The 13225-nt window shown below is 71.7% G+C and carries 12 protein-coding genes and 1 riboswitch; of the genes, 6 read left to right on the forward strand and 6 right to left on the reverse strand.

The genetic code is table 11. From position 1 onward, the window contains the following. Positions 1-34 precede the first annotated feature (34 nt). From ACF1AG_RS01015 to ACF1AG_RS01035, 5 genes are all read left to right on the forward strand, one after another. Entirely contained in the window at positions 35-328 is a 294-nt protein-coding gene (locus tag ACF1AG_RS01015) for a small secreted hydrophilic protein (protein WP_359603247.1), read from the forward strand. Then, positions 270-1751 (forward strand): ATP-binding protein, encoded by a 1482-nt coding sequence (locus ACF1AG_RS01020; RefSeq protein WP_359603245.1) that lies wholly within the window; start codon positions 270-272, stop codon positions 1749-1751. The genes ACF1AG_RS01015 and ACF1AG_RS01020 overlap by 59 nt, the downstream gene beginning before the upstream one ends. Further along, on the forward strand, positions 1748-2410 hold the full coding sequence (locus ACF1AG_RS01025; protein WP_189896740.1) for a response regulator transcription factor: 663 nt from the start codon (positions 1748-1750) through the stop codon (positions 2408-2410). The genes ACF1AG_RS01020 and ACF1AG_RS01025 overlap by 4 nt, the downstream gene beginning before the upstream one ends. A 76-nt stretch (positions 2411-2486) precedes the next feature. Beyond that, positions 2487-3902 carry an SLC13 family permease gene (locus ACF1AG_RS01030; RefSeq protein WP_359603243.1) on the forward strand — a complete coding sequence of 472 codons (1416 nt, stop codon included), beginning with the start codon at positions 2487-2489 and terminating at the stop codon, positions 3900-3902. Positions 3903-3916: 14 nt separating this feature from the next. Beyond that, entirely contained in the window at positions 3917-5080 is a 1164-nt protein-coding gene (locus ACF1AG_RS01035; protein WP_359603241.1) for a glycerate kinase, read from the forward strand. Positions 5081-5234: 154 nt separating this feature from the next. Here ACF1AG_RS01035 and ACF1AG_RS01040 read toward each other — a convergent pair whose 3' ends face one another. From ACF1AG_RS01040 to ACF1AG_RS01065, 6 genes are all read right to left on the reverse strand, one after another. Further along, positions 5235-6614: an aminotransferase class V-fold PLP-dependent enzyme gene (locus ACF1AG_RS01040; protein ID WP_391809163.1), complete on the reverse strand. Its 1380-nt coding sequence runs from the start codon at positions 6612-6614 to the stop codon at positions 5235-5237. 359 nt (positions 6615-6973) lie between these two features. After that, positions 6974-7090: riboswitch (SAM riboswitch) on the reverse strand. 72 nt (positions 7091-7162) lie between these two features. After that, complete coding sequence (gene trpD / locus ACF1AG_RS01045) at positions 7163-8227, reverse strand: anthranilate phosphoribosyltransferase (RefSeq protein ID WP_359603237.1); 1065 nt, start codon at positions 8225-8227, stop codon at positions 7163-7165. Between the two features lie 151 nt (positions 8228-8378). Beyond that, positions 8379-10016 (reverse strand): cytochrome bc complex cytochrome b subunit, encoded by a 1638-nt coding sequence (locus tag ACF1AG_RS01050; RefSeq protein ID WP_359603235.1) that lies wholly within the window; start codon positions 10014-10016, stop codon positions 8379-8381. Beyond that, positions 10013-11071 (reverse strand): Rieske 2Fe-2S domain-containing protein, encoded by a 1059-nt coding sequence (locus ACF1AG_RS01055; RefSeq protein ID WP_359603234.1) that lies wholly within the window; start codon positions 11069-11071, stop codon positions 10013-10015. The genes ACF1AG_RS01050 and ACF1AG_RS01055 overlap by 4 nt, the downstream gene beginning before the upstream one ends. Next, positions 11068-11880 (reverse strand): c-type cytochrome, encoded by an 813-nt coding sequence (locus ACF1AG_RS01060; RefSeq protein WP_359603232.1) that lies wholly within the window; start codon positions 11878-11880, stop codon positions 11068-11070. The genes ACF1AG_RS01055 and ACF1AG_RS01060 overlap by 4 nt, the downstream gene beginning before the upstream one ends. An 80-nt stretch (positions 11881-11960) precedes the next feature. Then, a complete protein-coding gene (locus tag ACF1AG_RS01065; protein WP_024882619.1) occupies positions 11961-12572 on the reverse strand; it encodes a heme-copper oxidase subunit III in 612 nt (203 codons plus the stop codon). Between the two features lie 214 nt (positions 12573-12786). On the opposite strand from ACF1AG_RS01065, the gene ACF1AG_RS01070 reads away from it, so the two are divergent. Continuing rightward, a complete protein-coding gene (locus ACF1AG_RS01070) occupies positions 12787-13188 on the forward strand; it encodes a hypothetical protein (RefSeq protein ID WP_359603231.1) in 402 nt (133 codons plus the stop codon). Positions 13189-13225: the final 37 nt, after the last annotated feature.

Here is a 13225-nt window from a genome sequence, read left to right on the forward strand (position 1 = left end):
CCAAGGCCCCGGAAACGGGGCCCAGGGTGGAGGCATGGCCTTCCCTCGCCGGATGGCGGCCCTCGCCGCCGTCGTACTGATCCCCCTCGGCGTCGCCGCGACCAGCTTCGCGCTCGCCGACAGTCCCGAACCGCCGAAGGTCCCCCCGCGGGTCGAGCTGGACAGCGGGTCGCCCGCGCCGACGCCGTCGGACGCCCGGCCCGGTGCCACGCCCAGCGACGAGGTCGTGTCCCGGCCTCCGGTGACCGACGGACCGACGGACGACGACGATGACGACGACCACGGCCAGGACTCCTCGGACGACGGCCCCGACCGGGACGACGGCTGACCGGGGCCGCAGACGGCTCTCCGCCCGGGTCCGCATCCTGCTGTGGCTGCTGTTCGTGATGGCGGTGGCGCTCGCCTCGGTCGCCGCCACCACCCGTTCCTTCCTGCTGCGGGACGTCGACCACCGCAGCAACGGGCTGCTCGCCCAGGAGACCGGCGAGTTCGCCGCGTTCGAGGACCGGGGCCTGGACCCGGAGACCGGCCGGCCGTTCACCGAGCCGGAGCGGCTGCTGAAGGTGTTCCTCGAGCGGCAGTACGCCGACCCCGACGAGGAGCTGATCGGCCTGGTCGCCCGGCCCGGCGGCGACCCCGCGCAGTTCATCCAGCCCCGCGACCTGCCCGTCGCGCTGCCGCTGCACCGGGACGCCGACGCCCGGCGCCGCATCTTCGACTCCCCGGACCAGTCCGGGGTGCTGCACCGGCCCGAGGGCGAGATCCGGTGGGCGAAGGTGCCCGTGGCCCGGCACGACGGCGACCCCCAGGCCGCTTTCGTCGTCGCCTTCCACCCCGAGCGTGAAGTGGCCCGCGTCGACGAGGTGTTCCGGGTGCTGCTCGCCATCTCCGGGGTGGCGCTGCTGCTGACCACCGGCATCGGGTGGGCGGTCGCCGGGCGGATCCTGCAGCCCGTGCGGCTGGTGCGCACCGCAGCCGCGCAGCTCACCGAGCAGGACCTCACCCGCCGCATCCCGGTGCGCGGCCACGACGACATCGCCGCCCTCGCCGAGACGTTCAACGCCATGCTGGACAGGCTGGAGCGGGCCTTCGCCGCCCAGCGCCAGTTCGTCGACGACGCCGGACACGAGCTGCGCACCCCGATCACCATCGTGCGCGGCCACCTGGAACTGATGGGCGACGACCCGGCCGAACGCGAGGAGACCGTCCGCCTGGTCACCGACGAACTGGACCGGATGAGCCGCATCGTGGAGGACCTGCTGCTGCTCGCCAAGGCCGAACGGCCCGACTTCGTCCGCCCCGAGCCGGTGCAGCTCGCCGAACTCACCGCCGACGTCTTCGTCAAGGCGCGCACCCTCGGCGACCGTGACTGGCGGCTCACCGACACGGCCGACCGGGAGACCGAGCTGGATCCGCAGCGCATCACGCAGGCGATGGTGCAGCTCGCGCAGAACGCGGTGCAGCACACCACGCACGGGCAGACCATCCGCATCGGCTCCCGCGGGGACGGCTCCCGCGTCGAGCTGTACGTCGCCGACTCCGGACCGGGCGTGCGCCCGCAGGACCGGGAGCTGATCTTCGAACGGTTCCGGCGCGGCACCTCACGGCGCGGGGCGCGCGGTTCCGGCGCCGGTCTCGGCCTGTCCATCGTCAAGGCCATCGCGGAGGGCCACGGCGGACAGGTACGGCTGCACGACACCGAGGGCGGCGGCGCCACCTTCGTACTCACCCTGGAAGAGGCCCTCGGATGAACCGGATCCTGATCGTCGAGGACGAGGAGCGCATCGCCTCCTTCGTGGAGAAGGGGCTGCGCGCCAACGGCTTCACCACCACCGTCGTCGGCGACGGCGAGGCCGGCTACGAGTACGCCCTCACCGGCGGGTTCGACCTGGTGGTGCTCGACATCGGGCTGCCGGGCCGGGACGGCTTCACCGTGCTCCGGGAGCTGCGCGAGGCACGGGTGACGACCCCGGTGATCGTGCTGACCGCGCGTGACTCGGTACGGGACACCGTGGCCGGTCTCGAAGGCGGCGCCGACGACTGGATGACCAAGCCGTTCCGCTTCGAGGAACTGCTCGCCCGGATCCGGCTGCGGCTGCGTACGGCGGCCAGGGCGCCGGAGGTGACCGTGCTGCGGTCCGGCTCGCTCAGCCTCGACCTGCGGACCCGGCGCGCCCGGGCGGACGGGCGGACCGTCGACCTGACGGCGCGTGAGTTCGTGCTGCTGGAGCTGTTCCTGAGGCATCCCGGCCAGGTGCTGTCCCGTGAGCAGATCCTCTCCCACGTGTGGGGCTACGACTTCGACCCGGGCTCCAACATCGTGGACGTGTACGTGCGGGCGCTGCGCAAGAAGCTGGGCGCGGACCAGGTGGAGACGGTCCGCGGGATGGGCTACCGCCTGCCGGCCTGACCCTGCCCGGCTGCGGTGAAGGTTCCTTCATGCGGGGCTCATCGGCGGCTCACCGCCCGCCGGGAGCGTCTACGGCGTGACCTTGACGATCCGATCGACCGTGGCGCTGTGCGCGGCCCTGTCGCTGTGCGCGGCGCTCGCCGTCCCCGGAGCCTTCCCCGGCCTCGGCGGGGACGCCCGCCTCACCCTCGCCGTGTTCGCCCTGGCCACCTGCGCCTGGATCGGCACCCCCGTCGACGACACCTACGTCGCGCTGGGGGCAGGGCTCGCGCTCACCGTGACCGGGGTGATCAGCAGCGACACCCTGTTCGGCACCCTCGGCGACTCGACGGTGTGGCTGCTGATCTGCGCGTTCGTGCTGGCCGCCGCGGTCACCCGGACCGGGCTCGCCGGCCGGGCGGCCGTCTTCCTGGTCGGCGGGGCGCGCACGGTACGGCAGCTGACGCATCTGACGACGGCGGCGCTGGTGGTGACCGCGTTCGCGGTGCCGGCCACCTCGGGACGGGCGGCGCTCGCACTGCCGGTGTTCCTCGCCCTCGCCAAGGCGCTGGCGGGGCGCGGACGGCTGGTCGTGATGCTGGCGCTGCTGTTCCCCACCGTGATCCTGCTGTCGGCGGTGGCGACCCTGATCGGGGCGGGCGCCCATCTGATCACCGTGTCGGTGCTGTGGGAGTCCACCGGGGAGCGGGTCGGCTTCACCGAGTGGCTGCTGCTGGGCCTGCCGCTGGCCGTGGTGTCCTCCCATGTCGCCGCCGAGACCGTGCTGCTGACCGCCACCCGGCGCGCCGACCGCACCGGTCCCGTGCGGATCACCGCGGAGGAGATCCAGCGGCACAGCGACCGCCCGGTCACCGGCCCCTGGACGCAGGCGGAGAAGCGGTGCGCCCTGCTGCTGGCCACGGTGGTCACCCTTTGGTGCAGCGAGCCCCTGCACGGGGTGTCGCCGGCCGTCGTCGCACTGATCGGCGCGGTCGTCGCCGCCTCCCCTGCACTGGGGACCGTGCGGCTGAAGGACGCGCTGCGGACCGTGCCGTGGTCGCTGCTGCTGTTCATGGCGGCGACCATGGCGATGGGCGTGGCGCTCGCCGAGTCCGGCGCGGCCGGCTGGCTGGTCGGCGGACTGCCCGCGGGGATCGGCCCGTTGACGTTCCTGGCGGTGGTCGTCGCCGTCAGCACGGCCGCCCATCTGATTCTGCAGTCCCGGTCCGCGCGGTCCTCCGTACTGGTGCCGCTGGTGGTCGCGGCGGCCCTGGCCGCCGGGGTGAACCCGGTGGCGGCGGCGCTCGCGTCCACCGCCGCCGCCGGCTTCTGCCACACCCTGCCCGCCTCCGCCAAGCCGGTCGCGCTGTTCGCGGAGGTCCCCGGCACCCCCACCTACACCCCGCGCGACCTGCTGCGGCTGTCCGCCGTGCTGGCCCCGCTCACCGCCGTCCTCGTCCTGCTGTTCGCCCTCACCGTGTGGCCCGCGCTGGGCGTGCCGGTGACCCCATGAGGAGTACCGCACCCATGCTGAAACGAGTCGTCGTCGCCCCCAGCGGCTTCAAGGAATCACTGTCCGCCCCGGCAGCGGCCGACGCCATCGCGGCGGGCGTCCGCCGGGTGCTGCCGGACGCCGAGATCGACCGCGTCCCGCTGGTGGACGGCGGGGAGGGAACGGCCGCCGCCCTGGCCCGGGCGACCGGCGGCCGACTGGTCGCCCTGGCCGCCACCGGCCCGGTCGGCGAACCCGTCGGCACCCACTTCGCGCTGCTCGGCGGGCAGGAGGACACGGCGGTGGTGGAGATGGCGGCGGTGGCCGGACTCTCCCTGGTCCCCCGCACCCGCCGCGATCCGGGCGCCACCACCACCTACGGCGTCGGAGAGCTGATCCGCGCCGCCCTCGACCAGGGTGTGCGGCGGATCCTGGTCGGCTGCGGCGACTCCGGCACCTCCGACGGGGGCGCGGGCGCGCTCCAGGCGCTGGGTGCGCGGCTGCTCGACGCGGAAAGGGTGGAACTGCCCGCAGGCGGAAGAGAGTTGACCCGGTTGGCGAGCGTCGACGTGACCGGGCTCGACCCGCGGCTCGGGGGCGTGGAACTGGTCGTCGCGTGCAACCCCTACAACGTGCTGTGCGGGGAGCGGGGCGTGGCGCGGGTGTTCGGGCCTCAGAAGGGGGCGACCCCGCGGCAGGTGGAGGAGCTGTCGGCCGGGCTGGAGAACTGGGCGCGGATCCTCACCCGCGACCTCGCCGTCACCGGCGTCGACCTGCGGCTGGGCCGCGGCACAGGTGCCTCCGGCGGGCTGGGGGCGGGACTGGCCTCGCTGGGCGCGGCGCTGGTCCCGCGCTTTCCGGTGCTGCTGGACCATCTCGGTCTGGACGAGCGGCTCGCCCGTGCCGATCTGGTGGTCACGGCGGAGGGGGCGCTGGACCGGCAGACGCCCCGGGGGAAGGTGCCGGGCGAGGTGGCCCGGCGGGCCAAGCTGGCGGGGAGGCCGGTGCTGGCGATCGCGGGGACGCTGGGGGAAGGCGCGGGGGACGTGCCGGGGGTGGACGCGTGTCAGGGGATCCTGCCGGGGCCCATGGAACTGGCGGAGGCGCTGGTCCGGGGGGCGGAGCTGTTGACCGACGCGACGGAGAGGGCGCTGAGGCTGATCGTCTTGGGCGCTCGGCTCCCGGCCGCCCAGGGGTGAGTTCGCCCCCGCCGCCCCTTCCCGTCCCGTCCCTGGGGCTGCGCCCCAGACCTCCCGTCGGCCCTCCGGGCCTCGTCCTCAGACGCCGGACGGGCTACAAGAAGCCCTTCCGGGGTTCGAGGAGCGGGGTCCGGGGCGGAGCCCGGGGTGCCTCTTACGACCGCCCCGACGTGTCCGGGACGCACCGCCCCTCCACCGTGCGGTACTTCCACCGCGCCCCGTCCCGCACGAGCTCCCGTACCGCCCGCACGAACCGTGCGACGTGCTCCTCCGGCGTGCCGGCCCCGAAGCTGACCCGGATCGCGTTCAGCGCCCCCGCGTCCGGCGCCCCGCACTCCCCCGTACCGCCCGTCTCGCCGCCCAGCAGCCTCCGCACCAACGGGTGCGCGCAGAACAGCCCGTCCCGTACCCCGATGCCGTACTCCGCGGACAGCGCCGCCGCGAAGTGGGAGCTGTTCCAGCCCTCGACCACGAAGGACAGCACCCCGACCCGGGGCGCGTCGTCACCGAACAGGGACAGGAAGCGCACCTCGGGCACGTCCGCCAGCCCCTCCCGCACCGCGCGCACCAGCGCGTCCTCCCGCGCGGCCAGCGCCTCGAACCCCGCCTCGGTGAGCGCCTTGCAGGCGGAGGCGATGGCGTAGGCGCCGATGACGTTGGGCGAGCCGGCCTCGTGGCGGGCGGCGGTCTCGTGCCACTGCACGTCCACTCCCCCGTCCGCGCGCCGGGCGACCGTGCGGCTGGCGCCGCCGCCGGCGAGGTACGGCTCCGCCTCGCGCAGCCAGTCGGCGCGGCCCGCCAACACCCCGCAGCCGAAGGGCGCGTACAGCTTGTGCCCGGAGAAGGCGACCCAGTCGACGTCCAGCTCGCGCACGGACACCGCGCGGTGCGGGGCGAGCTGGGCGGCGTCCAGCACGATCCGGGCGCCGTGCGCGTGCGCGGCGGCGGCGAGTTCGCGGACCGGCCACAGTTCGCCGGTGACGTTGGACGCGCCGGTGACGCAGACCAGGGCCGGACCGTGGGGGTCACGGCCGGCGAGGGCGCGCTCCAGGGTGGCGACGGCCTGCGAGGGGCTGTCGGGGGCATCGAGGCAGGTCACCCGGCCCGCCCGCTGCCAGGGCAGCAACGCCGCGTGGTGCTCGGTCTCCAAGACGAAGACCTCGCAGCCGGCGGGCAGGGCGGCGGCGAGCAGGTTGAGGGAGTCGGTGGTGGAGCGGGTGAACACCACCTCGTCCCCGTCCCGGCAGTCGAGGAACTCGGCGACGGTCCGGCGGGCGTTCTCGAACAGGTCGGTGGAGAGCTGGGAGAGGTAGCCGGCGCCGCGGTGGACGCTTCCGTAGTACGGGGCGTAGGCGGCCACGTCGTCCCAGACGCGCTGGAGGGCGGGAGCGCTGGCGGCGTAGTCGAGGGCGGCGTAGGTGACCTCGCCGCCGGTGACGAGGGGCACGGCGACGTCCCGGCCGAGGACGGGCAGCGGGGCGCAGACGGACGGCTCGGCGGCGACGGCGGGGGCGGTGGTGGCGGCAGCAGGCATGACGGAACTCCCGGAGGGCAGGGCGGATCCTCGCGCGAGCGGACGGCGCGACGCGTCGCTCCAGCGCGGAGAAGGAGGTGACAAGGGTGTGCGGAGGCGGGGCTCGACGCCCTCAGGGCCTTCCGTTCGGATCACCCCGGCGTCGCGGGCCCTGGCACGCACATCTGCGGCGTTGTCGTCGGTTGCCAACGCTCCGCGTTGACGCCCTCCTCCGCCTTGCAGCTGCACGCACCAGACCCCGCTCGGGTCGGCCGAAGACGCACCGCGCCTCACAACCGGCCTGATCCGAACGAAAGGCCCTAGCGCATTCGCTTGCTCACAGAAGACTCCTCGACGACCAGGACCCCTGGTGTGCGAGGGGTCCGCGCTTGCCGTGAGCCCTGCTGCTCACGGCCTGGTCTTCACCCGGGGCACCCCGCCACGGACGGAGGGTTGCCGGACAGCCGGCCGGGGCCTGATGGCTGTCACTCATGACCTGGAAGGGAACGTACGTGAGGTGACGGCCGTCCCGCAACCCGTATCCGGATGGCGGGACGGCCGTACGGGACCTACGCGTTGGTGACGGCGACCCAGCGTTCGAGGACGCGCCTGGCGGCGCCGGAGTCGACGGACTGGGCGGCCTTCTCCATCCCGGCGCGGATCTGCTCGGTGAGCGTGCCGCTGCCCGGCTCAAGGGCCACCAGGGCCGCCGCCGAGTTCAGCAGCACCGCGTCCCGCACGGGGCCGCGCTCGCCGTCCAGCAGCCGGCGGGCCACCTCGGCGTTGTAGGAGGCGTCGGCGCCGCGCAGTGCCTCCACCGGGACCAGCTCGATGCCGACGTCGCGCGGGTCGAAGGTCTCCTCGGTGACCTCGCCGTCGCGGACCACCCAGACCTTGGAGGTGCCGGTGGTGGTCAGCTCGTCGAGGCCGTCGTCGCCGCGGAACACCAGGGTGGAGTTGCCGCGCCCGGCGAACACCCCGGCCATGATGGGCGCCATCCGGGCGTCGGCGACGCCGACGGCCTGCGCCTTGACCTTCGCCGGGTTGGCGAGCGGGCCGAGGAAGTTGAACACGGTGCGGACGCCGAGCTGGCCGCGGGCGGCGGCCACATGACGCAGCGCCGGGTGGAACTTCACCGCGAAGCAGAAGGTGATGCCCGCCTCCTCGGCGACCTCGGCGACCCGGCGCGGGGTCAGCTCGAGATTGACGCCCAGCTTCTCCAGCACGTCGGAGGCGCCGGAGGCGGAGGACGCGGCGCGGTTGCCGTGCTTGACGACCTTCGCGCCGGTGCCGGCGACGACGATCGAGGACATGGTGGAGATGTTCACCGTTTTGGCGCCGTCGCCGCCGGTGCCGACGATGTCGACGGTGGCGCCGGGCACCTCGATGACGTTGGCGTGGTCGTAGAGCGCCCGCACACAGCCGGTGATTTCGTCGACGGTCTCGCCCTTGGCCCGCAGGGACACCGCGAACCCGGCGATCTGCGCGTCGGTCGCCTCGCCGCGCATGATCAGGTCCATCGCCCAGGCGGCCTCGTCGGCGGTCAGGTCCCGGCCGTCCAGAAGGGTGTTCAGCAGGGCGGGCCAGGAGCGGCCCGCCGCGGTGTCGCCTCCAGCGGGGGTCACAGCGCTCATGGTCGCTCCTGACGGTCGTTGCGGGTCCTCGGGGACCGGACGGGTCCCGCACCCACCCTATCCAGCCGGGGGCACGGCGAAGGGCCCCCGTCCGCAGAACGGACGGGGGCCCTTCGCTGTCGTGTGGCGACGTGTGGAGAAGCTCCGGTGATCAGTGGTGGCCGTGGCCGCTCGTGATCTCCTTGTACTCCTCGACGGTCGGCTTCGGAATCTGCGACTCCTCGCCGTAGAAGCCCTTGCTGAGCTTCGCACGCAGCTTCTCGCTGGCCTTCACCTTGCGCCGGACGCCATTCTCGTCGACCTCCGGGCCGAGCTCGAGCGGCTTGGGCTGCTCGTGCGCGGTGAGGGTGTAGAGCTGCTCCTGGCTGAGCGGCTCGTGGACCTCGATGAACTCACCGTGCGGCAGGCGCTTGATGATGCCCGACTCGCGGCCGTGCAGCACCTTCTCCTTGTCCCGGCGCTGGAGGCCGAGGCAGATCCGCTTGGTGATGATGAACGCCACGACCGGGCCGACGAAGAACGCGATCCGGACGAACCAGGTGATGGCGTTGATCGACAGGTGGAAGTGCGTGGCCCAGATGTCGTTGCCGCCGCCGATGAGGAGCACGAAGTACAGCGTCAGCCAGGCGACGCCGAACGCGGTGCGCGTCGGGGCGTTGCGCGGGCGGTCCAGGATGTGGTGCTCGCGCTTGTCGCCGGTGACCCAGGACTCGATGAACGGCCACACCGCGATGGCAGCCAGGACCAGCGGGAAGATCATCAGCGGGATGAACACGCCCAGGACGAGCGTGTGGCCCCAGAAGTTGATCTCCCAGCCCGGCATGACACGGATCAGACCCTCGGAGAAGCCCATGTACCAGTCGGGCTGGGCGCCGGTGGAGACCATGTCGGGCCGGTAGGGGCCGATGGACCAGATCGGGTTGATCGTGGCGATCGCGGCGACGGCCGCGAGCACACCGAAGACCAGGAAGAAGAAGCCTCCGGCCTTGGCCATGTACACCGGCAGCAGCGGCATACCGACCACGTTCTTGTTGGTCTTCCCGGGACCCGGGAACTGCGTGTGCTTGTGGTAGAAGACCAGGATCAGGTGCGCCACCACGAGACCGAGCATGATGCCCGGCAGCAGCAGGACGTGGATCGAGAAGAACCGGGCCACGAAGTCGTCGCCGGGGAACTCGCCGCCGAAGAGGAAGAACGAGATGTACGTGCCGACGATCGGCACGGACAGGATCGCGCCCTCCATGAAGCGGATACCGGTGCCGGAGAGCAGGTCGTCGGGGAGCGAGTAGCCGGTGAAACCGGTGAACATGCCCAGGACGAGCAGCAGGAAGCCGAACAGCCAGTTGATCTCACGCGGCTTGCGGAACGCGCCGGTGAAGAACACGCGCATCATGTGCACGAACATGCCGGCGACGAAGATCAGCGCGGCCCAGTGGTGGATCTGCCGGATGAGCAGACCGCCACGGACGTCGAAGCTGATGTCCAGCGTCGATTTGTACGCCTCACTCATCAGCTGGCCCTGCAGCGGGACGTAGCTGCCGTGGTACTCCACCTCGTTCATCGACGGGTGGAAGAACAGGGTCAGGTACACACCCGTGAGGATGATGATGATGAAGCTGTACAGGCAGATCTCACCCAGCATGAACGACCAGTGGTCGGGGAAGATCTTGCGCATGTTGGCCTTGGCCAGGGAGTAGATCCCCAGCCGGCCGTCGGCCCAGTCGGCGACGCGTTCGCCGGCCGGTGCCTTCCCGCGTGCGCGGGACTCGGGTGTCGTCGTAGTACTCATCCGCGCTCCCAGAAGGCAGGGCCGACGGGCTCGTCGAAGTCGCCGAGCGCTTCGAGGTAACCCTCGTCGTTCACGCCGATGCGCAGCTGCGGCAGCGCGTGACCGGCGGGACCGAAGATCACCTTGGCGCCGTCGGAGAGGTCGAAGGTGGACTGGTGGCAGGGGCAGAGCGCGTGGTGCGTCTGCTGCTCGTACAGGGAGATCGGGCAACCGACGTGGGTGCAGATCTTCGAGTACGCCAGGATGCCCTCGTGCGACCACTCGAGCGCGCGCTTGTCCTTGATGTCGTCCGGCTGGATGCGGACCAGCATCAGGGCGGCCTTGGCGATCTCGGTCTGGAAACCGTGGTCGTGCTCCTCCAGGCCCTCGGGCTTGGCGAAGGTCAGCGAACCCACGATCAGGTCCGACGGACGCAGCGGCTCGTTGGTGTTCATGTTGACGAGCAGCTTGCCCTTGGACCACAGGGTGTGGCGCAGCTTCGTGCCGGGCAGCGGGCCGAGGTCACGCAGCAGGACCACGCCGGAGAGCGGGAACAGGGCCAGCGCGCCGAACATGGTGTTGCGGATCAGCTTCCGGCGGCCGAGCGCCGACTCCTTGGCGCCCTGGCGGAAGTCGTCCATGACCTTCGCGCGGACGTCGGGAGCGGCCTCGATCGGGTGACGCTCGTCGGCCAGCTCGTGGTCAGACATCAGCGTGCGGGCCCAGTGGACCGCGCCGGCGCCGATGCAGAACAGGGCGAGGCCGAGCGTCATGCCCAGCGCGAAGTTCAGCGCGCTGATGTGCCCGATCGGCCAGATGTAGACCGACTTGTCGACCGGGATCGTCACGTACGAGGCGATGAAGCCGACGGTGGCCAGCATCGACACCGTGAACAGCAGGGCGACCGTGCGCTCGGACCGCTTGGCGGCCCGCTCGTCGATGTCCTGCACCCGCGGCTCGTGGGGCGGGAGGCCCGGGTCGGCGAACGGGTTCTGCTCGTCCGCGAGCTTCACCGCGCCGTGGCTGGTGTCCTGCGCTGCGGGCAGGTTCTCTTCGGGAATGTCTTGGCTACTCATGACTTCTTGGCCTTTGCGGTCCGAGCGGCGACCCAGACGGCGACCGCGATCAGCGCACCGAGTCCGAAGACCCAGGCGAACAGACCCTCGGAGACGGGGCCGAGCCCGCCCAGCGACAGGCCGCCGGGGCTCTCGGTCTCCTCGCCGTTGACCGCGTTCAGGTACGCGATGACGTCCTTCTTGTTCTGCTCCGACAGCGTGGTGTCGGGGAAGGAGGGCATGTTCTGCGGGCCGGTGAGCATGGCCTCGTAGATGTGCTTGGGCGTGACGCCCTCCAGGCTCGGGGCGTACTTGCCGTGCGTGAGTGCACCGCCCTTGCCGGTGAAGTTGTGGCACTGCGCGCAGTTGTTGCGGAACAGCTCGCCGCCCTTGGCCGCGTCGGCGCCCTCGGGGCCGTACTGCTCCTCGGTCGGGACGGCCGGGCCGGCGCCCAGGGAGGCGATGTACGCCGCCAGCTGGTCGATCTCGGCCTGGGAGTAGATGTTCTTCTTGCGCGGGACCTGCGCGCCCTGCGAGGTGGCGGCCGGCATACGGCCGGTGGCCACCTGGAAGTCGACCGCCGCGGCGCCCACGCCCACCAGGCTCGGGCCGTCGGACGTGCCCTGACCGCCGGTGCCGTGGCAGCTCGCGCAGCCGACGGTGTAAAGCTTCTTGCCCTCCTCGATGGTGAGGGACTGGGCGGTTTCGTCGGCCTGCGCCTTGTCCGCGGGTGCGAACACGGCGTACAGCCCCCCGGTGCATGCCAGCGCGAGGAGTAGGACGACGAGCGCCGCCAGCGGATGGCGTCGTCGTGCGGAGAGCTTTTTCACGGATTACCCCGGTGTCAGGATCTTCTGCGTCGATGCTTCTGTTGGGTGCGCTGTGTCCAGCGCGCGCGGATGAGGCCCGCCTACTTGATCATGTAGATCGTGGCGAAGAGGCCGATCCAGACGACATCGACGAAGTGCCAGTAGTAGGACACGACGATGGCCGCGGTGGCCTGTTCGTGGGTGAACCTCCGGGCCGCGTAGGTGCGGCCCAGGACCAGGAGGAAGGCGATCAGGCCGCCCGTCACATGCAGGCCGTGGAAACCGGTGGTCAGGTAGAAGGCCGAACCGTACGCGTCGGAGGAGAGGGACAGGCCCTCGTGCTTGACCAGCTCGGTGTACTCGAAGACCTGGCCGCCGATGAACACCGCGCCCATGATGAAGGTGACGATGAACCACATCCGGAGCTTCTTCACGTCACCGCGCTCGGCGGCGAAGACGCCGAGCTGGCAGGTGAGCGAGGAGAGCACCAGGATCGTGGTGTTCGTCGCCGAGAACGGGAAGTTCAGCAGGTCGGCCTTCTCCGACCAGAATTCCGGTCCCGTCACCGATCGCAGGGTGAAGTACATCGCGAAGAGGGCCGCGAAGAACATCAGCTCGGAACTCAGCCAGATGATGGTTCCGACGCTGGTGAGGTTCGGTCGGTTGACCGACGGGTGCGCGTGCCCGGTGTCTACTGTCGTTGCTGTCGCCACGCCGACATTATGTCGGTCGCTTATCCCGCCCTCACTCCCGGGGGTGCCGTTCGGTGTGTTCGCCCCTCCTGGACTGCCCGTATGGCCCATGGGAGCCCTTTCGAAGCCGTGTCCGAACCGGTGTTGACGGGCGGTCCGAGGGGGTAGCATCCGCGCCATCGGTACCCGAGGGTCCCGACCGAGCCGTGCCCTCTCTCTTACGCGTGGAGGAACAATGCAGGCGACCGCCACGGTGCTGGTCTACAGCGACGACGCCAACACCCGGGAGCAGGTGCGGCTCGCCACCGGGCGGCGGCCGGCACCGGACGTGCCCCTCGTGGAGTTCGTGGAGTGCGCGACGCCTGCGGCCGTGCTCACGGAGCTGGAGCGGGGCGGCATCGACGTGTGCGTCCTGGACGGCGAGGCCGTGCCGATGGGCGGCATGGGGCTGTGCCGGCAGATCAAGGACGAGATCTTCAACTGCCCGCCGGTGCTGCTGCTGATGGGCCGCCCGCAGGACGCCTGGCTGGCGACCTGGAGCCGCGCGGAGGCGGCGGTGACGCTCCCGGTGGAGCCCGTGGAGTTCGCGAACGCCCTGGCCTCACTGCTGCGCCGGAAGGCGCTGGCGGGCGCCTGAGGCGTCCGCGCCGGTCCTCGCGGCCGACGGGGCCGCC

It is taken from the genome of Streptomyces sp. NPDC014764 (assembly GCF_043082785.1).
In the GTDB taxonomy this organism is placed as follows: domain Bacteria; phylum Actinomycetota; class Actinomycetes; order Streptomycetales; family Streptomycetaceae; genus Streptomyces; species Streptomyces althioticus.